The 22,102-nt window shown below is 62.2% G+C and carries 20 protein-coding genes; 8 read left to right on the top strand and 12 right to left on the bottom strand.

The genetic code is table 11. The features are described 5' to 3' along the window. The first annotated feature begins 24 nt into the window (after positions 1-24). Genes VII69_06420 through VII69_06410 form a run of 3 tightly spaced genes read left to right on the top strand, consistent with a single transcriptional unit; the run spans position 25 to position 3,661 of the window. Positions 25-1,704, top strand: coding sequence for an efflux RND transporter periplasmic adaptor subunit (locus tag VII69_06420; GenBank protein ID HEY5094727.1), 1,680 nt, complete (start codon positions 25-27; stop codon positions 1,702-1,704). Continuing rightward, positions 1,701-2,447, top strand: coding sequence for an ABC transporter ATP-binding protein (locus tag VII69_06415; GenBank protein ID HEY5094726.1), 747 nt, complete (start codon positions 1,701-1,703; stop codon positions 2,445-2,447). Before VII69_06420 ends, VII69_06415 begins: the two co-directional genes overlap by 4 nt. Beyond that, positions 2,444-3,661 carry an ABC transporter permease gene (locus VII69_06410; protein HEY5094725.1) on the top strand — a complete coding sequence of 406 codons (1,218 nt, stop codon included), beginning with the start codon at positions 2,444-2,446 and terminating at the stop codon, positions 3,659-3,661. The genes VII69_06415 and VII69_06410 overlap by 4 nt, the downstream gene beginning before the upstream one ends. On the opposite strand, the gene VII69_06405 is transcribed toward VII69_06410, so the two are convergent. Further along, on the bottom strand, positions 3,630-5,045 hold the full coding sequence (locus tag VII69_06405) for an APC family permease (protein ID HEY5094724.1): 1,416 nt from the start codon (positions 5,043-5,045) through the stop codon (positions 3,630-3,632). The two genes, VII69_06410 and VII69_06405, sit on opposite strands and share 32 nt — an antisense overlap. Next, the gene (locus VII69_06400) at positions 5,042-5,569 is read right to left on the bottom strand and encodes a hypothetical protein (protein HEY5094723.1); all 528 of its coding nucleotides are present in this window, start codon (positions 5,567-5,569) and stop codon (positions 5,042-5,044) included. The genes VII69_06405 and VII69_06400 overlap by 4 nt, the downstream gene beginning before the upstream one ends. Before the next feature lie 90 nt (positions 5,570-5,659). Between VII69_06400 and ribF the strand changes: the two genes are divergently transcribed. Further along, on the top strand, positions 5,660-6,571 hold the full coding sequence (gene ribF / locus VII69_06395) for a riboflavin biosynthesis protein RibF (GenBank protein HEY5094722.1): 912 nt from the start codon (positions 5,660-5,662) through the stop codon (positions 6,569-6,571). Continuing rightward, on the top strand, positions 6,568-7,641 hold the full coding sequence (locus tag VII69_06390) for a cyanophycinase (protein ID HEY5094721.1): 1,074 nt from the start codon (positions 6,568-6,570) through the stop codon (positions 7,639-7,641). Before ribF ends, VII69_06390 begins: the two co-directional genes overlap by 4 nt. On the opposite strand, the gene VII69_06385 is transcribed toward VII69_06390, so the two are convergent. The 5 genes from VII69_06385 to VII69_06365 form a co-directional block, all read right to left on the bottom strand. Continuing rightward, positions 7,634-8,077, bottom strand: coding sequence for a hypothetical protein (locus tag VII69_06385; GenBank protein HEY5094720.1), 444 nt, complete (start codon positions 8,075-8,077; stop codon positions 7,634-7,636). The genes VII69_06390 and VII69_06385 overlap by 8 nt on opposite strands. Positions 8,078-8,130: 53 nt before the next feature. After that, complete coding sequence (locus VII69_06380) at positions 8,131-8,427, bottom strand: hypothetical protein (GenBank protein ID HEY5094719.1); 297 nt, start codon at positions 8,425-8,427, stop codon at positions 8,131-8,133. Between the two features lie 169 nt (positions 8,428-8,596). Next, a complete protein-coding gene (locus tag VII69_06375) occupies positions 8,597-10,168 on the bottom strand; it encodes a hypothetical protein (protein HEY5094718.1) in 1,572 nt (523 codons plus the stop codon). Positions 10,169-10,502: 334 nt separating this feature from the next. Continuing rightward, on the bottom strand, positions 10,503-12,650 hold the full coding sequence (locus VII69_06370) for a hypothetical protein (GenBank protein ID HEY5094717.1): 2,148 nt from the start codon (positions 12,648-12,650) through the stop codon (positions 10,503-10,505). Between the two features lie 82 nt (positions 12,651-12,732). Then, positions 12,733-14,073: an alkaline phosphatase family protein gene (locus VII69_06365; GenBank protein ID HEY5094716.1), complete on the bottom strand. Its 1,341-nt coding sequence runs from the start codon at positions 14,071-14,073 to the stop codon at positions 12,733-12,735. 254 nt (positions 14,074-14,327) lie between these two features. Here VII69_06365 and VII69_06360 point away from each other — a divergent pair, with 254 nt between their 5' ends. From VII69_06360 to VII69_06350, 3 genes are read left to right on the top strand one after another with little or no spacing between them, the layout of a single operon-like run. Beyond that, complete coding sequence (locus tag VII69_06360; protein HEY5094715.1) at positions 14,328-14,699, top strand: hypothetical protein; 372 nt, start codon at positions 14,328-14,330, stop codon at positions 14,697-14,699. Then, positions 14,696-16,174, top strand: coding sequence for an aminotransferase class I/II-fold pyridoxal phosphate-dependent enzyme (locus tag VII69_06355; GenBank protein ID HEY5094714.1), 1,479 nt, complete (start codon positions 14,696-14,698; stop codon positions 16,172-16,174). The genes VII69_06360 and VII69_06355 overlap by 4 nt, the downstream gene beginning before the upstream one ends. Then, the gene (locus VII69_06350) at positions 16,152-17,132 is read left to right on the top strand and encodes an aldo/keto reductase (protein HEY5094713.1); all 981 of its coding nucleotides are present in this window, start codon (positions 16,152-16,154) and stop codon (positions 17,130-17,132) included. Before VII69_06355 ends, VII69_06350 begins: the two co-directional genes overlap by 23 nt. Positions 17,133-17,190: 58 nt before the next feature. Here VII69_06350 and VII69_06345 read toward each other — a convergent pair whose 3' ends face one another. From VII69_06345 to VII69_06325, 5 genes are all read right to left on the bottom strand, one after another. Then, the gene (locus tag VII69_06345) at positions 17,191-18,894 is read right to left on the bottom strand and encodes a S53 family serine peptidase (GenBank protein ID HEY5094712.1); all 1,704 of its coding nucleotides are present in this window, start codon (positions 18,892-18,894) and stop codon (positions 17,191-17,193) included. A 73-nt stretch (positions 18,895-18,967) separates the two neighbouring features. After that, a complete protein-coding gene (locus tag VII69_06340) occupies positions 18,968-19,735 on the bottom strand; it encodes an SDR family oxidoreductase (protein ID HEY5094711.1) in 768 nt (255 codons plus the stop codon). 76 nt (positions 19,736-19,811) lie between these two features. Beyond that, complete coding sequence (locus VII69_06335; GenBank protein HEY5094710.1) at positions 19,812-20,006, bottom strand: hypothetical protein; 195 nt, start codon at positions 20,004-20,006, stop codon at positions 19,812-19,814. Positions 20,007-20,020: 14 nt separating this feature from the next. Further along, positions 20,021-21,361: a divalent metal cation transporter gene (locus VII69_06330; GenBank protein ID HEY5094709.1), complete on the bottom strand. Its 1,341-nt coding sequence runs from the start codon at positions 21,359-21,361 to the stop codon at positions 20,021-20,023. Further along, positions 21,358-22,047 carry a metal-dependent transcriptional regulator gene (locus tag VII69_06325; protein HEY5094708.1) on the bottom strand — a complete coding sequence of 230 codons (690 nt, stop codon included), beginning with the start codon at positions 22,045-22,047 and terminating at the stop codon, positions 21,358-21,360. Before VII69_06325 ends, VII69_06330 begins: the two co-directional genes overlap by 4 nt. Positions 22,048-22,102: the final 55 nt, after the last annotated feature.

Below are 22,102 nucleotides of genomic sequence, written 5' to 3'. Positions count from 1 at the left end.
AAAGAAGGGTACGATAAGGGCGTCATGATAACACAAAATCCCGCTTACCCGGAAACCGAACCTACCAAGCCATCGCAAGAGCGTCCCGAATTTGACTCCCCCGTAAATGAACGGAAGCCGGCCAAACGACAACTGCCGCCTGCGCTGCGCCCGTGGATCATCGGGGCCGGCGTCGTGCTGCTCATTTTTGGGATTTGGGCCATCGTGCGGACGCTGACAAACGGCGCCGCCGCTCCCCGCTATATCACAAAGCCGGTCGCCTACGCGGACATAAGCAGCACGGTGGAAGAGACGGGTACGGTCAACCCGGTGAACGAGGTAGCCGTGGGCACGCAGGTGTCCGGCACGATCAACAGCTTGTCGGTGGATTACAATTCGATCGTTCACAAAGGCCAGGTCCTCGCCACGCTGGATCCGACAAGTCTTCAGGCCACAGCGGTTCAGGTCAACGGTCAGTTGGCGGCCGCGCAGTCCAACGCATCGGCCGCGTCAAGCACCGCGTCGCAATCTTCGGCCGCGATCGCGGCGGCGGTCGCCACCGCTAACGTTTCACTGGCCAACGTGAAATCGGCCGCGGCGAACGTCGCCAAAGCGCAGGCCGCGCTCGCACTTTCGCAGAGCACGATCACGCGCGATGTCAATCTGCTCGCGCAGGGCTATATCTCGCAGAGCCAGATGGACACCGACCGCTCCACCTACAACGCGAACGTCGCCGATGTCAGCGCCACGCAGGCCGCGCTTACGGCAGCTCGCGCTCAGGCTTCCGCTACCACGATTCAAATCGGCTCGGCGTCGGATCAGCACGCCGCAGCGTTGTATCAGGCGAGCGCAGCGGCAGCGCAAGCAGCGGCCGTTCAAGGTCAAGTGCAACAGGCGGAATACAATCTTCAGCGCGCGGTCATCACGAGCCCGATCGACGGCATCGTCGTGTCGCGCGCGGTAAGCGTGGGGCAGACAGTTGCCGCGTCACTTGAAACCCCCACCCTCTTCGTCATCGCGTCGAGCCTGAAAGACATGCAAGTCGATGTATCGGTGAGCGAAGCGGATGTCGGTCAGCTCAAGACGGGCGCGCAAGCACAGATTTCGGTGCCGGCGTTTCCGAACGTCAACTTCCAGGGCACGGTTCAGCAAGTCCGGATCAACCCGACAACGGTCTCAAACGTCGTGACCTACGACGCGATCGTCGCCGTGCACGACGACTCATCCCGGCTCAAGCCAGGCATGACGGCCGATGTGATCATCGCTCTGACGACGCACAGTCACGTGCTCTCCATTCCGGCGGCGGCGTTGCTGTTCAAGCCGACCGGCTTAGCCGGCAGTAGCGGAACAAGAGGGTCTAGATCCGGCGCGGCGGGCGGCGCAGCGCCAGGCGGCGCAGCGGCGGGCGCAGCACCGGGCGGCGCGCCGGCGGGTGCAGCACCGGGCGGCGGCGCATCGGGCGGCGCGGCGGCGGGCGGCGGCGGTGCCGCGCCCTCGGGCACGTCCACAGTGGCAGGAGCCGTCGGCTCAAATGCAACTGTGTGGGTTCTGCGCGGCGGCAAAGCGGTTCCCGTGCGGATCGTCATCGGAATCTCGGACAGTCGCAACTACGAAGTGCTGAGCGGCGAACTTCTGCCGACCGACCAGGTCATCGTCGGACAACTGCTGACGCAGCAATACAGCGGAACCAACCCCATCGCGGGAGGCGCCGGGTTTGGTCGATGAACACCAATGGAGCGGTGCACAACGTTCTTCGGCACGTCATCGACGTCCGCGATCTGCATAAGGTCTACCGCGTTGGCGCCGAAGACGTCGCGGCGCTCGACGGTGTGACGCTGCACGTGGACAACGGCGAATTCCTGGCGGTCATGGGCGCGTCCGGATCCGGCAAGTCCACCTTCATGAACATCATCGGCTGTCTCGACCAGCCCACGTCAGGCACGTATCTCCTCGAAGGCGACGACGTCTCGCATCTTTCGCGCGACGCGCTTGCCGCGGTTCGAAGCGGAAAACTCGGTTTCGTGTTCCAGGGTTTCAACTTGCTGTCGCGCAGCTCGGCCATCGAGAACGTCGAATTGCCGCTGACCTACGCCGGCGTTCGGGCCGAGGAGCGCCACGAACGCGCTCGAAAAGCGCTCGAAGCCGTCGGCCTCGGCAAGCGCCTCAATCACACGCCTTCCGAACTTTCGGGCGGCCAGCAGCAGCGCGTCGCCATCGCGCGTGCGCTCGTGAACGATCCCTCCCTCATTCTCGCCGACGAACCCACCGGCAACTTGGATAGCCACAGCACTCAGGAAATCATGGCCATTTTTCACTCGCTCAACGAAGAGCGCCACATCACGATCGTGCTGGTGACGCACGAACCCGATGTCGCCGCTTGGTCGCAGCGCATCGTCACATTCCGTGACGGGCACGTGCTCGATGATCAGCCCACGCCGGCTCGGGCGTCGACGGAAGCGCACGCATGAATACCGCCGGATTGCTTCGCGTCGCGTTTCAGTCGTTGGTGCGCAATGCGTTCCGGTCGCTGCTCACCATGCTCGGCATCATCATCGGCGTGGGAGCGGTCATCACGTCCATGGCCATCGGCAGCGGCGCGCAAGCGGCGGTCCAGGCGCAATTAGCCCGCCTCGGCAGCAATCTCATCGTCGTGGTGCCCGGCAGCAGCATCACCGGCGGCGTGCAGTTGGGAGCCGGCGCCCGTCAATCACTCAAGCTAGGCGACGCGACGGCGATTCAGGCGGACGTGCCCGGCGTCGCGTACGTGGCACCTATGTCTTCCACCAATTCCCAGGTGGTCGCGGGCGGCAACAACTGGGCCACGTCAATCGTCGGCACGACGCCTTCGTGGATGTCGGTTCAGAACTGGACGATGAGTCAGGGGCGATTCTTCAGCGACGATGAGGTGAAAAGCGGCGCGAAAGTGGCGGTGCTCGGCGCGACCGTGCAGTCGAATCTGTTCCCATCCGGCGGCGGCGTCGGAAGCTCGGTCATCATCAAAAGCGTGCCGTTCACGGTGATCGGCGTGCTTGCGGCCAAGGGACAGAGCGGATTCGGGCGCGATCAGGACGACCAGGTCGTCGTGCCGATTTCGGCCATGCAATTGCGGCTGAACGGCCAGAGTTGGTTAGGGACGATCTTCGTCTCCGCCCAATCGCCCGATGCGGTTGCAAGCGTTGTTTCGTCGACGGAAGCATTGCTTCGATTGCGCCACGCCTTGACGACGCGAGCGCCCGACGACTTCTCCGTGCGGAACATCGCCGACGTCCAGGCGGCCGCGAGCGCCACTGCTGACGTGCAATCCAAACTGCTCGCTGGGATCGCCGCCGTGTCGCTCATCGTCGGCGGCATCGGAATCATGAACATCATGCTCGTATCGGTCACCGAGCGCACGCGCGAGATCGGGATCCGGATGGCGGTCGGCGCGCGGGAGCGCGACATTCTGATGCAATTCCTCGTCGAAGCGGTGGCGCTTTCGTGCGCCGGCGGCATCATCGGAGTGTTCATCGGCATCGGAGCGGCTTTCGGCACGTCGGCGGGCGCTGGCTGGCCTATCCAGATCGCGCCGTCGTCCATCGTACTCTCGTTCGTGTTCGCGGCGTTGGTCGGGATCGCGTTCGGATTCTATCCGGCGCAGCGGGCGTCGCAGCTCAATCCGATCGAAGCGCTGCGTCACGAGTGATGCGGCGCGCGCCGCGAAGATAGACGGCCACGCCGCTCACGATCATCAATGCCGTGAGACCCAATACCTTTGTCACCGCGAGAACCTTGTTGGGCTCGTCGTCGGCAGGAAAGACGGCGAGCACGATCGAGCCGAGCGTGGTCACTAGGCCAATCGACGCGGCGATTCTCACCGTCAACGTTCCGCCCGGGATCCGGATCGCTTGCGCATCGTCACGCCCGTGAAGCTTGAACGCTGCCGCGAAGACATAGGCGAACGGCACCAGTGTGATGACCACGGTCGTGCTGACGAGCACGTCATAAGCGCCCTTCACCGAGGTGCCGCCTTGACCCAGCAAGATGAAGACCGCCGCTATCGCGGCCTGCGCTAAAAGCGCCGTGACCGGTGATCCCCATCGCGGATGCATGCGGCCAAATGAAGCCGGTAAAAACTTGTCGAGTCCGGCGACAAACGGCAGACGCGCGACGGCGCCAAGCCACGCGCCGACGCTGCCGAAGCAGCTGACGGTCACCAGCACGGCAGCGACCGGCGTGAGAAATGCCCAGCCGAAGTGATTCGCCACTTGCCCGATCGCTTGCATGACGCCGTACAGTGCGCTCGTGTTGGCGGGCCGGAGAGCCGCCAGCACGCTCGCGGTGCCCAGGATGTAGATAGCGGCGATGACGGGCGCTGCGATGATCAAACCGAGCGGAATGGTGCGCCGCGGATTCTTGATCTCGCCCGCCATGAACGATGCGGCTTCCGGCCCGGTCCACGCAAATGCGATCGTCGACCAGAATATCAAGTCCTTGATGTGGAAGCCGGGGCGCATCGTGGACATCGTGATGGGCGTGGCGGGGCCGGCCTTCCACCAGATCAGCGCGCCGAGGGCGATGAGAAGGATGGTCACGGTCCAGCGGCTCATCGCGCCGGCGTTGTTGAGCAGTTTACCGACGTCGAGGCCGAGCACATTGACGAACGTGCCCAGCGCGAGACCGAAGATGCTGACGCCGATGAAGTAAAGCGGCGACGTCGAGAGCCACCCTGCATTGCTGCCCGCGATGAACAGCGCATTGCCGGCGGTGAAGTAGAGCAGCGCCGGAAAATATGGGAGATTGGCGCACCAGTACGTCCAACCGGTCATGAATCCGGCGAACGGGCCGAATGCGCGCTTCGCCCACACGTAGATGCCGCCCTCATCCGGATAACGTGAAGACAAATATACTACCACGATCGAGAGCGGGATGAACATCGCGCCGCATCCGATGACCCACACGGGCAGCGAGCTTGGCCCGGCGGCCGCGGCGGTCGCCACCCACTGCAGATTCGAACCTGCCACCACGAAGAAAAAGGCGATGTCGGCAAGCCCGAGACTCCGGCGCAGTTCGGGCTGACCGTCGGTCATCGGCCGGCTGCTTTCGTAGGCCGGCGGCCGGCAAGCCACCCGATCAGCCATCCGGCAGCGACAACGATTACCGCTAACGCAAAGCCGCCGAATGGGATCAGCTCAAAACCCAGGTCGCATAAGAAGCCGCCGCGCGCCAAATCGGCGTACGTCGCGACGTAGGCGGCGCAGAAGAAGAGTGAGACGACGATCGTGCCGATGAGCGAGATCGCGACGAGAATCGCCCGTGCGCTTCGCTGCGCCGCGACGACCCCAAATACGAAGAGGAGCACGTATGCGGACACAGCTTGCATCGCGTACGTCAAAAGCGGTAACGCGGGGCCAACATTATCATTGAACTTGTAGTCCAGCGCGAGCGGACCCGCGACTCGCGCAAGTTTGAATCCGTCCCAACATGACGCGTGTTGTGCTTGCGCGACGAGCCCAAGCGTTGTCCAACACAGCGCGAGCACGATCGGTCCGATGACGATCGGCAGGGAAGTGAGCCGTGCGCTCTCCCTGTCGCCCGGCGGTCGAGAAACCATGGTCCGCCCGTTCGTCAGAGGTGCCGGCCAGCCCGCCAATCGATAGCGGCATAGGGCGCTCGGGCCGCCTGCGCGAACGTCGGCCGCTCTATGCTTATCGTCCGTAACCTTGAAAGTTACTCGGCCGACGCCGACCTGTTGCTGTCCATCGGCGTTTTCGACGGCGTGCACGCCGGTCATCGCGCGGTGCTGCAAAAACTGCTGTCGCAGCGGCGGCCGGGCGTCGTCGCCGGCGCCCTGACTTTCGATCATCACCCGCAGGCGTTCTTGCACCCCGGTCACGCGCCGTGGTTATTGACGACGGTCGAAGAGAAGATCAATCTACTCGACGCCTGTGGGCTCGACGTGCTGTTTCTCTTGCCATTCGACGAGCGCATCCAGTCGATTCCGGCAGAGATCTTTCTGCGCGACCTGCTGCTGACGCGGCTGCGGACGAAGCTTCTCGTCGTCGGTGACAATTGGCGGTTCGGACGCAATCGGACCGGCGATTGCGCGCTTGCGCAACGCGTCTTCAAAGAAGCCGGCAGCGCGTTTGAAGCCGCGCCCCTTCTCGAATCGGACGGCGATAAAGTCTCGAGCTCTCGAATCCGCAATCTGATCGAGCAGCGCGAGTTCGTCCTGGCCGACAAATTGTTGGGCTCGCCGTATACGCTCAACTGCTTGGTGCGGACCGGCGATGGGCAAGGCCACGTGTTGGGATTCCCCACGGTCAACTTGACCGTGCCGTCGGGTAAACTCGTGCCGCCCGCGGGTGTGTATGCCGCCCTCGCGCACCACGACGGCCGCGACTACCGCGCGGCTGTGAGCATCGGCGACAAGCCCACGTTCGGCGGTTCCGAAAGCGTCGTCGAAGTGCACTTGTTGGAATTCTCGCGGAGCATCTACGGCGAACTCGTGAGCGTGCGCGATTGGCGCTTTTTGCGCGAACAACAATGGTTTGCGAGCAAGGACGAGCTTGCGGCGGCGATCCGGCGCGACGTCGAGGCGGTTGCGAACGCGTGACGATCGCGGCGAAGTCGTTCGTCATCATCCTCATCGCCGCGCTGGCGATGTGGACGCCCATTCCGGCGCGAGCCGCAGCGTGTCCGGTGACGTTCTATCCGCCTGCGGGAAATGCGAAGCCGTCGTCGATCGCCCCGCGCGGTCCGGGCCTCGTGCTCATGGGCGGCGGCACCGACGTCGACGCTGCGTTTCACTGGATGGGAGTCAACGCAGCCGGATCGCCGGCGGGTGACGCCGGGGATGTCGTCGTTCTGCGGGCGAGCGGCGGCAACGACTACGACACGTATATCCACGGCCTCGCCCACTTCAATTCGGTGCGCACCATCTTGCTGCCGCCATGTTCGCAAGCCGGCGCGATCGCTCGCGCTGCATCGATCGTGTCGCGCGCACAGAACGTGTTCTTCGCAGGCGGGGATCAAGCGAACTATGTGATCTGGAAAGGCGGGCCGCTCGCGGCGGCCGTGCAAAGAGTCTACGATCGCGGCGGCATCGTGGGCGGCACGAGCGCAGGACTCGCGATACTGGGCCAATATGCCTTCGACGCGGTCGCGGGGGATCGAACGCACGACGTGCACACGGCAGATGCCGTGCCCGATCCGCAGGAGCCGGCGATCAGCTTCACCGAGAATTTCTTGTCCTTTCCGCCATTGCGCGATGTCATCACCGACACGCACTTTCATCAGCGCGATCGCTTCGGGCGGCTCGCCGCATTCTTGGCGCTTCTGCGCCGGCGCGGCCACGACGTTCGCGGAATCGGTGTGGACGCGCGCTCGGCGCTAGCCGTGGACCGCAGCGGCAACGCGACGTTGCTTCTTCAGGGCAGCGGCGGCCGGGCGCTATTCGTGCGCGGCGGCACGGTCGAACGGCTACAATCGGGCCGGCCCTTAGAGTTTCGCGGGCTCGACGTGATCTTGCTCGATCGAAACGGCGCGACGTTCGATCTGCGGCGCTGGTGCGGCGCGGGGAGAGAATATTCCGTCGACGTGAACGGCGACGCGAAGCAGATCTATTCGCCGGCGGATCCCTACGTGGCTCCGGCAGGCAGCCGCAGCGCGGCCTGCTCTAACTAGGCAGCAGGTCTTCGAGAAAATCCAGAGCCGTGACTTCTGTGCCGAACGGGCTGACGCTGGATTCATCGGCTACTAAAAGAACGATATCGTCGCCTTGCAGATGAGCCGGATTTGCAGAGAATCGTTTTCCCAGACCGAACCCGCCCACGCTGAAATATTCGCTGTCGGGTGAAATGCGAACCGTGACGACGCGTTCGTTACGAACGAGCATGATCCGTTCGGGTTCGTCGGAGGAGGGCTTTGCGAGGCATCTGACCTTGGCGAAACGGAGGTCGGCGGCGATGCGTTCGGTCAGACGTTTTCCAAGCTGCGCGAGGATGTATTGACGCGACGCAAACGATTCAGAAGCGGCGTGTCGCGCTGCGCCTTCAGGGCCGGCGGCTTTGCCGGCGCGCAGCCGATCGGCCATTTGCACGATGATATTCTTGCCTGGCATACGTGCCCGGACTTCCGCACGAAATGGAGACGTCCCCGCCGAGAAACGATGCGCTAGGCTTTTCTACGCCGCGGAGCGATTCCCAAGCGTTCGAGAATGGCGTGCAGGTTCAACGAATTTCCGGAATCGAAAAAACCACGCAACGCGGCCTCGACGACGGCGCTGTCGCTGGTGCGTTCCTTGAACGCAAGGTCTCGAACCTTGAGGGCGGTATCGACGTCGAGCGAGACGGAGAGCCGCGAATGACTCTGCGTCTTGTCGACAAGTGAGACTGGCTTCCCCGGCGCGACGAGAACCGCTGATATGTGTGACTTCCCATTGTGGGATGGCGCGCTATTTGTTCTAGGCATCCTTAGAGCTTCGACAGCCACCAATAGCCACCCGCGGAACTGAAGATATTATTAGCCTCGCACGGTCCGATGCTTCCTACGTTTTGGCGCGCGCTCTCAAGGGCCGCAGCAAAACGTAACGGCCGAGAAATCTCGACCGTTACGTGCGAACTACGGTGTTGTAGCAGTATCAGCAGCCGCTGAGTCTAAAGCTTCCGATCCGCGTCTGCCAACCTTCGCTCGACGTGGCCTGATAATATTCGTTGACGTACCAGAACGTGCAGTCGTCTAGAGGGTCTATGTTCAGCGAGGTGTAGTCACCCCAGCGGTTGTTGGTCGTAGTCTGTGATCCGCTGCCGGCCATTAGAACTTGCTCGCGCGCGGTCATCGTGCCGAGCGGGTCGGTGCGCTTGCGGCCGGTGTAGCGGATGCCCGGGAACACGCTCGTCCCGTCCGATACGCTAAAGCCCAATCCGATGTTGCCGAGTTTGTCCATCGCCGCACTCGCCATCCAGCGGTTGACGCCATCGTTCGGCGCGTACGTGCCTTGCTGGTGGAGCGAGTAGACACCGTGGTTTCTTCGGATTTCATACCAGCGAACTCCGGCCACACCGGCGCTCACCTGCACCGATTGATTGGTGACCATCGTTTCGTACGTGGGGAACTTGCGGAAGGCGAGGCGCCAAGTCGGTCGCTGCCGGTATCCCAGGAAGTCGATTTTCGCCGTAGTGCCCGGCTCGGGAATGCACGCGCGCCCGCTTGCGCCGCACGGGAACGTGGAGTTGAACGTGGCAACCGGAAGCTGCAGAACGTTGCTGAGCGACGCGGTTCCGTTGGGCCAATCGATCGTCAAATCGTAGATGTTGAGCGCATCGGTGGTGGCGCCGTAGGGGCCGAGTATGTTCTGCGTTCCGACAAGCGGAGCCGGAGCGCCGTTCGCGGGCGGCGGTCCGTCCACGTCCGCCGGCAGCAGCCCGTCTCCGAGCTGTGCGATGGGCAGTATGCTCGAGTCGAGGAAGAAGTGTACGCTTCGAGCGTTCGGGTCGCCCTGGACCATCTTTCTCTTCTCGAGGCCGTAGATGCTGATTCCGTAGCTGCCGTCGTTTCCAAAATCACGCGAGCTGAGCAAATACGAGTCGCTCCAATCTCCGTATTTCGGATAGTCCGGGAAATTCGGACCCTCGGCGAATGCGTACCGGAAGTATGCGCCCGCGGGGTCCGCCGTCTGCGAAACCGCGACGCAATTGTAAAAATTCGGTCCTCTGGTCGTGAATTGCGAAAGGATCCAGCGATTGTTTTGCCGGTCGTAGAGCACGATCGGGTCGCCCGATTCGTCGGTGCAATCCGGCACTGAGAATCCTTGCCAGAGGGTGCCGATTTGCGTTGGTCCGGCGAGAAGGTTTCCGTGTCTGTCGTAGACGCCGAAAACGAGATTGACTATTTCGACGTAATTGTTCCGCCCGATCGTGCCGTCCGGGTCCGGCGGTGCCACCTGAAACGGATTGTTGCCGTTTTTCAAACCCTCGAAGTTCATCAACAATCTATCGGTCGGGTCGTTGCCGAAATATCTTTGGACGACCGGGTCTTGGAACACGTTGACCGGTCTGACGAACGGCCCGTCGTTATTCTCCGGCCGGATCTCTTGTTGAACGCCTTGCAACGGGGTGACGCCCAAATAGCGCGGCAGACTCCGCACCGGGCGGGATACGTCAAAGGCTACCGCCTTTGAGAATACCGGCGTTGGCGCGTGAAACGCTCTCACGACAGACCCCTGGGCAGAGACAGGGCTGGCAAACGTCAAGCTAGCCAAGGCGAGAGCTGTCGCTCCCGCGGCAACGGTGCTGGTCCTCATCCGAATCCTCCCGCGCGCAGAAAGTTGTGCGATCGCTATCCGATCACGAACGTTGGGAAGCGTCGATAGAGGCTATCGGCGCGATTGGATTTTACGGCTCGAATTCGGCTCGCTCCTTCGTCCGATAGTCCTCTCATCGCCGCGCTTTCACGTGCCGCACGGCTGCCGGCGTGAAAAAAACGCGGCGGCCGGGGATTAGCCCGACCGCCGCCGCGGATTCCGCGCCGCGTTTACGATTGCCCGGCTACTGCAATCGGGCGACGCTTCGAATTACTCCTTGGCCGAAGGTCGAGAGAAACACGTAGCCGCTGTTCCAATCAACGCCGATGAAGTGATGCGCGATCGAGAAGTTGTCGATCCGTAACCACGACGTGCCCTCGTTGTAGGAGACATAGGCGCCGAATCGCGTCGTCAGGACGACGGCCGGCGTCTCGCCGGTCCGAGCCTGAGGGTTGAACGCAAGCCGGTTTCCGAAGAATCGTGTGGCGTAGTATGGTACGTCCTTCGAAGCGTGCTCGTGACTGTTCTGGAAGATGAGGAACGGCCACGGGCGCGGCGGCACCGGCTGCAGGAACGTCTTCAGTTTCGAAAACGTCTTCGCGTTGTCGGTGCTCCGGAAGATCAACACGTTGTCCGTGGTCGGGTCGTGATCGGCGAGGAGAATGGACTTCGGCTTGCCCGGTTCGAACGTCGCGTAGTAGCGATGCGTAGGATAGTAGATGGTCGAGTTGCGTTGGACTTGCGACGGAAGTCCGTGCGCTTCAATCCACGTCGTGCCGCCATCGTGTGTGTAGAACAGATGTGGGGTGGTCATGGCCGTGCCGGTGGCGACGATGATGGTCTTCGAGTCGGTGGGTGAGACGACGACCAGATAAGGATTGGTGAATGTCCACCCGGTTTGAGCCCACGAGTTCCCGGCATTCGTGCTGACGGCGACGTATGCCGAACTGACATCGGCGTTGAGGACCGAGTACAGCTTCCCGGGGACGGCTTGGTCGAACGTGAGCGATTCGATACCACCGACGACGGGACCCGAGAAGTTGGCGCAGCCGTCGGACGATACCCATAGTCCGGAATCAGGATGCGCGAAATAGCAATTCGCCGGGTTCGTAGGATCGATGAACGACTCGCCGCCTTCGCCTGCGTTGGAGGCGTCGCTGTAGCTCCAAGTCTTGCCGCCGTCGACGCTGTTCGCTTCGTCATTATCTTGAAGCGGCACGGTCGCCGCCTTTCCATTCGGCGTCACTTTCACGTCGTACGCGAGCGTGTTGGGGACATTTTCGTTAAGCGGCGGCGCCGTTCCGGACGTGCACCTCGGCGCGTAGAAAAGGCCTTGGTCCATGAGCAGCATGCAGGCATCGTCGGTCTTGACCTGCGCCGGGAGCGGGATGATGTAGCGCATGTCGACGCCGAACGGCTCCGCACCGAAGTTCAGAGTGGGACGGGAGCTTCCATTGGCGGTGAAGTAGAAGATGACGCCGCTGCCGTCGTCGCCCATGTAGAGCCGGTCCGGCACCACAAGGCTGAACGCGATCGCTTGTGGGCCGATGGAACACTGACAATTGACGAAAGTCCACGTGACGCCGCCGTCGATGGACCCGTACAGGTTTTGATTCCACGCCGACGGGTCGTCGACGTTAGCGTACACGATTTTGGTGTTGAACGGATCCACCGCCAAATCGTGAATGGGCCCCGTGCCGGGATGTCCGGTTTTGGTCCAGCCGCCGGACTTAAGTTTGAAAACGTCTCCCGCCGTTGTTCCGGCGAACGTGGCGCCGCCCGCCGTGACCACAGTGTTGGCTCCGGAAATGTCGGCGAGCGAGACGGTCCACGTGGCGCCGTCGTCACTGGAAACCAGCACGCCGCGCCGCGACGCGAGATAAACCTTGGCGCCTACCTGGTCGAATTGGGTCGCTTCCGAAGCGTCGACATTGGTCCATTTCTGGCCGCCGTTCGTCGAGCGGAACGTGCCGCCGAACTCCGTGGAGGCGAGCATCACGGACGGATTTGACTGATCGAGCCAGAGCCCGTTGACGACCGACGAAATCGTCCGGTCGGGGCCGATAAGCCCGTTGTTCATCGGCGTCCATGTGGCGCCGCCGTCGGTTGTGCCGTAGATTCCTCCCTCCGCCGGCGACTCGCGCGGGGTATTGCCCCAGCCTCCACCGGTGTACATGATATTCGGGTTGCTCAGGACTTGTGCAAACGCATTGATCTTGCCCGAACCGATCTGCGAACCCGCAGGTCCGAGCGACAGCCACTGTATTTCCGACGCGACCGGTTGCGCGTGCGCCGGTATGTTCACGAGAATGATGACGAGCGCGATGAGCGCGATGGCGGCGGATACGAACCGAATCTTACGGCCGCCGCCGGCTCCCCGGGTGGAATACATCTATATCTCCTTCAAAGCATGGCGCAATACCAGTAGGGGCCGACTTTTATGGCCGGCCCCGCTCGCCCTACCGTCTTCCGTCCTAGTCGTCGTCCACGTCCGAAAGATCGGGCGGACGGTTGATGAGGCCCTTGATCGTCACGTTGCCGGTGGGAATGTGTGTGAATTTCCGCGGCTGTCCGTGAAAATCGAAGAGTTGGAACAGGTCATCGGTCTGCGCGTCCAACTGGCCGAGCGAGTTCAGCCCATACACATCCTCGATGAAGTGCGGGATGGCTGAGAAATCTCGCTGCTCGTGTCCGACCCAATTCGATTTTGCGAATGGGCCGATCGCCAGCAGTGGGACGCGCAGGCCATATTCATACGGGTCGTCCGGACTTGAGGCCGGATGACGGTAGGCGACGTGGTCGTACCAGCCGCCCCAGTCGTCCCAGACCACGATGATCTCGCACTGGTTCCAATACTGCGAAGCACCGAGCGCGTTCACGACCGATGCGACCCAGGTCGGCCCGCCGTTGTTGCCCTTGCCTGGGTGGTCGGAGTTGTCGCCGCTCGGGATGACGTAACTCACGTGCGCCAGCGTGCCGTTTTGGATGTCCGACAAGACGGTGGTTTCGGGCACGATCACGTTCGCCTTGTCGTTTGTGTAGAGCGATTGGACCGCATACGGCGCAGTCCATATGCTGCCGACACTCGGCGTGTAGTATTTCCAGGAGATGTTGGCGCTATCGAGTTCGTTGAAGATGGTCAGCGGGTTGATGCACGGGAAAATCGGATTATCTTCGATGCCCGGAAACGCGCTCGTCATATCGATCGTCGTGACCGTCTTTCCAGGGGGCGCATTGCATCCCGCGGCGGTGCGCGGGTGTCCGCCGTCGTTCTCCGAGATGTTCCAATGCGAGCCGGGCGTTCCGGAGGTGGCCGCGATCAAGTAGAGGTGCGCCGGAAAACTCGGACCTTCGTTGCTTTGCAGCACGTGGTCGGCGATGGCGTACTGCGACGCGAGCGCGGTGTACTGGGTGATCTGCGACGGATCGACATACGAGAAGGCTGCATCGGCGGGCGCGTTCTTGCCGCACGGCTCCAAATCGAAGCCCTTTGTGACTTCAGTGACGAATGCCGAATGCGCGTGACTGCACCCCCACGGTGCGCCCAACGCGACCTGCTTGAGCGGCACGCGATGATTGTGCGAATCGATTCCGAAGTTTCGCGTGTCGACACCCGGTTGCGTCTGGAAGAGATTGTCGACAGTGCGGTTCTCCTGCACCATGACGATGACGTACTGCGGCAACGTGAGCGCCTTAGACCGCGCTTGCAAGCCGGCTCCGTGAGGAACTGCGGCCGGGGCATTTCCCCCACCGCATCCGCTCACGAGCACGACGAGCGCGCACAACGGAATAGCGAATTTGATTTTTCTCAACATGTCGCACACTCCTTAGTTGCATGTGGAAATTGCGAGCACCGAATCGGAAAACGATGCGGACCTTCGGTGCACTCATATCGTCGCCTCTCGCACCGGCGAATCGAACGCGCGATTTAATCTTCGCGATGCGTATACTAGACTTGGTGCACTCGAAGAAAACTTCATATAAAATAGCAAGCAAGCAACACCGACGTTACCATTTGGCAGAGACCGGGACAAGGCGGGGCGCCGGAACATTTTGAATAGTCCGCGACATGCCAAAGAAGAACGATTTTGACGGCGCGTTCAAGGGTCTGCGGCGGCTGTTGACAACACGCGCGCAAAATCTTTACGTCAAACGGGATGCACCCGGCGAATACTATGTCGAAACCAAAGAGCCGCTCTGGAAAGGCAAGCGCCTGTTCGTCGCGGCTGTGAAGACGAACAAGAACTACGTGAGTTTTCACTTCGTGCTCGTGTACATGTACCCGGACCTTCTGTCGAACATGTCGCCTGCATTGAAGAAGCGAATGCAAGGAAAAGGTTGCTTCAACTTCACCGCACCGGACCCGGCGCTCTTCGCAGAACTGTCCGATGTCGTCGACGCGGGGTTCAAGGCGTTCAAAAAGCGCGGGATGCCGGCGTGAAGCCTGAGATCGACTTCGCTCTCGACCTCGAGCCGGACGTCGCGAAGGCGCTTGGCTACCAACTGATCGACGCAGTCGTTGAATACCGCCGCCGACTTCGCGACCTGCCGGCCTTGCAGCGCGCAAGTTCTGTCGCGCTCGATCCCGCGCTGCGCGAACCGCTGCCATCGGGCCCCAAAGATCCGGCCGATGTCGTGCGCCGCGTCATCGACGACGTTCTGCCGTACATGGGCCGCCCGGACCACCCGCGTTATTTCGCGTTTGTGCCGGGCCCGAGCAACATCGTCGGGGTGCTCGCCGATCTGATGGCCTCCGGATTCAACGTGTTCGCTGGAACCTGGCTCGAAGGTTCCGGACCCGCCGCGATCGAGTCGACGACGATCGAGTGGTTGGCGGGTTTAGCCGGCATGCCGAGTTCCGCAGGCGGCGTCTTCGTGAGCGGCGGCTCGATCGCCAACCTCACCGCGCTTCACGCCGCGCGCGAGTCCCGTCTCGCTCCCGACGATCGCCGGCGGGCCGTGATCTACTTTTCCGATCAGACGCATTCGTCGATCGAGCGCGGCCTTCGCATTTTGGGCTTCGCGAGCGACCAGATGCATCAGGTTCCTTCCACCGGCGCGTTCACCATAGACATGGCCGCGCTTGCCGAAGCCATATCGTCAGACCGCGCTGCCGGGCGGCTTCCGTTCTGTCTCATCTCCAACGCGGGCACGACCAACACCGGGGCGGTGGATCCCCTCGAAGCGTTGGCCGATCTGTGCGGACGAGAGGGACTGTGGCATCACGTCGACGGCGCGTTCGGAGCGGGGGCGATCTTCAGCGCGACCGGCCGCGCATTGCTCGCCGGTCTGGGCCGGGCCGACTCGTTTTCGGTGGACCCTCATAAATGGATATTCCAACCGTATCCATGCGGGTGCGTCATCGTGCGGGATCGGATCCTCCTGCATCAGGCGTTTTCGATCGTACCGGAATATCTCAAGGACGCGCATGTGGATCCGGGCGAAGTCAACTATTGGGAGTTGAGCCCCGAACTGACGAGGCCGTTCCGGGCGCTGAAGCTTTGGATGTCGTTGCAGGTGTTCGGTGCGGATGCGTTCGGCGCAGCGGTGGATCGAGGCTTCGAGTTGGCGGAATTGGCCGAGCGCGAGGTGCGCCGTCTGCCCGGTTGGCAGATATCTTCGCCCGCGTGCATGGGCGTCGTGACGTTCCGGTACGCTACTCTTGGTATGGATGCGCTCGTCGCCGACGACTTGAACCGTCGCATTGCGCTGGCGCTGACCGAAAATGGCTACGCGGCGATCCTCACGACGAAAATTGCCGGACGAATCGTCGTCCGGATGTGCACGCTCAATCCGCGCACGACCGACGAAGACATCGCCGAGACCATTTCGCGGCTCGACGGTTTAGCGAAGACCCTACCGCGAAAATCTCAGGCATCAGTGGAGGACAGTCGTGAAGACTCGCATTCTAGGTAACGCTGGGCCGACGGTATCGGCCATAGGTTTGGGCTGCATGGGCATGTCGGAATTCTACGGTGCGACGGACGATGTCGAATCCATCGCCACGATTCACCGCTCGCTCGAACTGGGTTGTTATTTTCTCGATACCGCCGACATGTACGGACCGTTCAAGAACGAGCGGCTCGTCGGAAAGGCCATCGCAGGGAAGCGCGACAAGGTGTTTCTTGCGACCAAGTTCGGCAACGAACGTTCCGAAGCTGGAGAATTCATCGGCATCAACGGCAAGCCCGACTACGTGCGCGCGGCGTGCGACGCTTCACTGAAGCGTCTAGGCGTCGATCATATCGATCTCTATTACCAACACCGCGTGGACAGGTCCGTGCCGATCGAAGAGACGGTAGGTGCGATGGCGGAGCTCGTCGACGCCGGCAAAGTGCATCATCTCGGTCTGAGCGAGGCGTCGGCCGCGACGATTCGCCGCGCACATGCGGTCCACCGGATCACGGCGCTGCAAACCGAATATTCGTTGTTTTCGCGCGACGTCGAAAGCGAAATTCTGCCGGCTTGCCGCGAACTGGGTATCGGGTTTGTGGCCTATAGCCCGCTCGGCCGGGGCCTCTTGACCGGCCAGATCTCCAACACGACGGTGCTGGACAGCGACGACTTCCGCGCCCGCCATCCGCGGTTTCAAGACGAGAATCTGAAGCGCAATCTCGCGGTGGTCGGCGTGCTCGAGGAGATCGCCAAGGGAAAAGGCATCACCGCGAGTCAGCTCGCCATCGCGTGGCTTTTGTATCAAGGCGAAGACATCGTGCCGATCCCCGGCACGAAACGCAGGAAATGGCTCGAACAGAATTGGGCGGCTGTGGACGTCGTGCTGAGCAAGGCCGAACTCGAACGCGTCGACCAGGCGTCGCCGGCGGGCGCATTCGCCGGACAGCGCTACGCGGACATGAGCAACGTGAATGCGTGAGGGCTTTTGAAATCGTGGACGCCCGGAGATCGCTCCGAGCGTCCGCGATGATTGTGGTCTAGAGGGCTTTCGCGAGAGCGAAGGCCTTCAGCGTGCCGATGCCGCTGCAGTCGTCGTAGCCTGTCGAACAGGCGATGCCGTTATTGCCGGTGGTCACGTCGTGGAATAGATCGTAGCCCGAAACCTTGAACGCCGCATAGATCGCGGGGTTGGCAAAGCCGGCCCGCGAGCCCGCGACCTGGTTGGCTTCCGCGAGAAACGCCGAGGTAGCCGGCGCGGCCCACGAAGTGCCGCCGATGGTGCCCCAACGGCCGGCGAAGAAGAACGCATCCGGTTCGTACGGCCCGGACACGTCGGGGATGTTGCGCTTTGTCGTCGAGAACATTCCGGGCACGCCCACTTGATAGCTCGGAATCGCGAAGATGTCCGAGGGTCCGCCGCCGGAACCACGGTCCTCGAGCTCGCTCTTGAGTTTGCCCATGTTGCCGATGTTCGGGTCAGCGCCGCCCACCGAGGTGAAGAACTTCAGCACCGCGGGGACGTCTTGACCGGTGTGGTCGGAGCATTTGCCGCCACGGCCGAAGTCGCCGGTGCTCGCCACAAAGCTGATGCCCTTGGCGGCGCCTTGCTTCGTGATATGGTTCACGGTCGTGTTGAAGCTGGCCGGCGAATTGTTCTCACACAAGCCAAAGCTTGAGCTCACGACGTCGACCTTGTTGTCGGAGACCGCGCGGTTGTAGCCGTCGCCGATCTCCGTGAACGTGAACGACGCGCCGAAGTTGTAGACATACAGGTCGGCGCCGGGATCGAGCGTGCCCACCGTCTCGGTGTCGAGCGTGGACTCCTCACTGCCGCCGGATGGATCGTAGGGTTGGCCGCCATCCACCGGAACGTGAAAGTTCTGTCCGGTCCGCGTTTCCCCGAAGAACGCCAAGAAGCCATTGAGATCGGCGTCTGAACTATCGTAGTCAATAGCAATGCCGATCGCGTGGCCGGTGCCGTCGAACCCATGCTGGACGGGATAGTTGTACGCCTGCGCGATCGCAAACGGACTGTAGCCGCCCGCCTTGCCGTGGATCGGGCCGCCTAGTTTGTCCGGGTCGGTTTCGTTCTTGCCGATGAAATGGTCGGGCGTTGCGGCGCGCAGGCTGTCAAAGCCGATAACGCTTTCCACGGCGTCCGCGATCTCGGCGGGCATGCTCGCCGGCCGCGAATTCGCATAACGCACGTCGGGAACGCCGGCCTGGCGCACCATGTGGATCTCAGTGTTGAAGTAGCGTTCGACCGCCGCCGCGGGTCCGGTCGCGTCGATGATGGTGCCGTTTGCAGAAGGCGTGACGCGGAATCCCGCGCGGACGAGCGCGCTTGCGACGCGGTTATAGTCGCGCACCGTCGGTGAGAAATAGGAATTGAATTGTTGGTTCGTTAGGAAGTGACGATACACGGGAGAGCGCGGATTGCTGACGGCATCGACGAATTGATCGAGTTGCGCGTCGTTGCGATAGCGCATCGACACCAATAAGGTAACTGTCTGTTGCGGGTTGGCGCGTCCGAGATCGCGGATGCCGGGCTCGTGAACGGCGTTGGCGACAAGGACGGACGATTGCGGCGCCGCGACGGCGGGCATGGCCGTGCAGGCGACGATCGCCGCAAGGGATGCGACATGGGCGAGAAATTTCACGTCTGCTTCTCCATTCGTGCCCGGCGCCGGCGAAAGTATGTGGATGCGCCAAGCATCGCGCGCAATTCCACGAGCCGTCATGGGCGCCCTCGATATGCGGCGTCGATGGGGACTTTGGTCGCGGGTACGGTGTGGATTACAAAGTGAAAATAGACTAGAACAGCGCTTTGATCAGACCGCCGTCGATTGCGATGGTCTGGCCCGTGACGTATCGGGCGGGCTCGCCGCACAAAAAGGCGACGAGCGGCGCAAACTCCGAAGGCATCGCCACTCGGCCCGCGGGAACATCTGCTTCCGCCGCTTTATGAATCGATTTTTCATCCGGATAGAGATGACGCAGCCGGTCTGTGAGCACGCGACCCGTGGCGATGGAATTGACGGTGACGCCGCCGCGAGCCACTTCGCCCGAAAGCGTCTTCAGCGCTGACACCAATGCGATGCGGAAGACGTTAGAAAGAGCGATGTTGGGGATGGGCTGCTTGACCGACGATGACGTGAGCGCAACGATGCGGCCCCAGCCGCTCGCCGTCATGGCCGGCACCACAGCATAGACCAATGCCAACATGCTTCGCAGCGTGCCGCGGTAGCCGGCGTCCCAATCATCCAACTTCAGTTCGAGGAACGTGCCGGGTTTTGGACCTCCACTATTGGCGACGAGGATCTGGATGTCGCCGCACGTCTCACGCACTCGCATGAGCATGCCGGTGATGCTTTCAGGATCGTCGAGATCCACCTCAAACGCATGGGCTGCACTCGCACCGCGCTTTTTCGCCTCGAGCGCGACTGCCTCCAACCGGTCGCGGCGGCGCGCGGCGACCGCGATGGTGGCGCCTTCCTCCGCGAGCGCAAGCGCGACGGCCTCGCCGATCCCCGAACTGGCGCCGGTGACGAGCGCCACGCGTCCGCGAATTCCTAAGTCCACATTTACCTCCAGCGCACAAGCATGCCCGCATCGGTTCGTCGGATAGTCACCCGAATCTCCTTTACTTAGTGTCCGTTCAATGACGCTGCTGGAGGGCGGTGACGAAAGCATAGATGACGAGCGGCACCGCGATCATCACATAGATTCGGAGGATCCAGAGCAGCGCCAGAATGCCGGGACTCAAGGTTCGGCGCGGCAGCGGCTCGCGAAGCCGGCGGGACCATTCGACGGACTCGTCGGGTGCCGGAACGGTTGGTGCGTCACGATTCATGCGGCGCGGCTCCTTCACTTCGGAATGAGATTTGGAAAAACGGAGATGATCCCGTATGCCGATCCCATGAGGGCGATCGCCACCACGATCGCGCCCCCGAACCAATTGCTCCGCGCATTGTTCGCAAGCGGACCGATGATCTCGCGGTCGTTTGCTAAGAGCAACAGGAACAGCAGAGCCGGCGCCATGAGCAACGTTGCGATGACGTTTACCGCCAATGTGATGGCGAGCAGCGGCGCATTCGGGATCAGGACGATCGCCGCGGCGAACACCACCGATGCGATCGCACAGGTGTAGAACGCCTTTCCATCGCGGAAATTGGCGTTCAGGCTGTGTCTTGTGTGCAGCACCTCGCCAAGCGCGTAGGCGGAGCTAGCCGAAATCGTCATCGCGGCGACGAGGCCGGCCTCGATGATGCCAAGTGCGAACAGCGATGCACCCGTGTGGCCGATGAACGGCTGCAGCGCCGTTGCGAAATCCGCGCCGTCGGAAAACGAAATCACGCTGACGTGATTCACGAATAGCGCCGAAGCGGCGACCACTGTGGCGATGGCCGCCGTGGCCGCGATCGTCGCGCCGAACAGTGTGTCGAACCGGCCTTGCGGGATATCGTTCCGCCCCATCCCTTTATCGACGACGGCGCTTTGTTGGAAGAAGATCATCCACGGCGTGACGGTGGCGCCGACGTCTGCTAGCAGGAGCGTCATGAATGAGGCCGACACGCCGCCGGGCAACGGACTCCAGGTGCCGAGCGCGTGGGCCAGCCCCGCCCAATCCGGATGTGCCAGAAGAGCGGCCGGCACGAATAGAAGATTGAACGCCGCAAGCGCCATGGCGGCGCGCTCCCACGTGAAATAGCGCCGCATGCTGATCGCGATGATCACAAACGCGACGCCAGCCGAAACCGCAAACTGGGCCGGAATGCCGAAGAAAGCCGCGCCTGCTCGGATCGCGATGAACTCCGTGATCAGCGTGAGGACGTTGCCTGCGGCGAGATCGAGCATCGAGAAGTAACCCCAAAAGGGGCCGAACCGGTCGAAGATCAATTCGGCGTGGCCGCGGCGCGTGGCGATCCCGAGGCGCACGGTCATCTCCTGGACGGTGAACGCCATCAAGAACGTGAGGATGATGAACGGGATGAAAAAGCCGATGCCGAACGTGGCGCCCGTGGTCGCGTACGAGAGCATGCTCGGACCGTCGTTCTCGCCCAACATGACCAAGATGCCCGGACCGGCCAAAAGGAAGAAGAGAGAAAACGGCCGCCCACCGCTCCGTGCCGCTTCGACGCGGCCGCGGTCGATCGCGCGAAGTTGCTCTTCGCGATTCGGATGTTCGGCGACGCCGGCGCCGCTCATCGCGCGCCGCCTTGAGCCGCCACGCACCAGACCCGTTCCGCGGCAGCCTTTGCGATGCGAACCGATGTGCGGCCCACGCGCAACCGGACAACCCCCCGAACGTTGCCTTCGATCAGCGCCCGCATCCCCGGCAATATGCTGCGCGCCGAGAGGTACTTGACGGCCGCTTCATCGCGATCGTCGAGTGTCTTCACGACCACGAGGTCGCCGGCTCGTGTGTCGGCGAGACAGGTCAGCGACTTCGCGGCGGGCTTCACTGCCGGCGACGGGATGGGGTGACCGTGCGGATCGGCCGACGGATTGCCGAGGAATTTGGAAAGCCGAGCGGCGATGTCGTCGGAAATGGTATGTTCGATGCGTTCTGCGTCGGCGTGCACCCGCTCGAGCGGCACCTTCAATATTTTATGCAAGAACGTCTCGATCAGCCGGTGCCGGCGAAGGATGCGAGCGGCCAGGTCGGTGCCCTTTGAAGTGAGCGAAATCCGGTCCGTGCGGCCCTTCGATGTCTGCACGAGCCCTGACGATTCTAGGCTGCGGCGCAGCTTTGTGACCGATGGCCGCGAGACGTGCAAGTATCTGGCGAGATCCACGGCGCGCACGGGCGCGTTGCCGGCCAACTGATAGATGCCCTTCACATAGTCTTCGTGCGCACGCTGCCGGGAGCGGTCGGCCTGGTTGTTAACCATGTCTAACTATTTGCGAAAACGGGCGAATTTCCCTTGCATCGTCGACGCGGGAAAG

The organism is Candidatus Eremiobacteraceae bacterium (genome assembly GCA_036511855.1).
In the GTDB taxonomy this organism is placed as follows: Bacteria; Vulcanimicrobiota; Vulcanimicrobiia; order Eremiobacterales; family Eremiobacteraceae; genus JABCYQ01.
The sequence above is the reverse complement of the archived record's forward strand: the minus strand, read 5'-3'. Positions and strand labels throughout refer to the sequence as shown.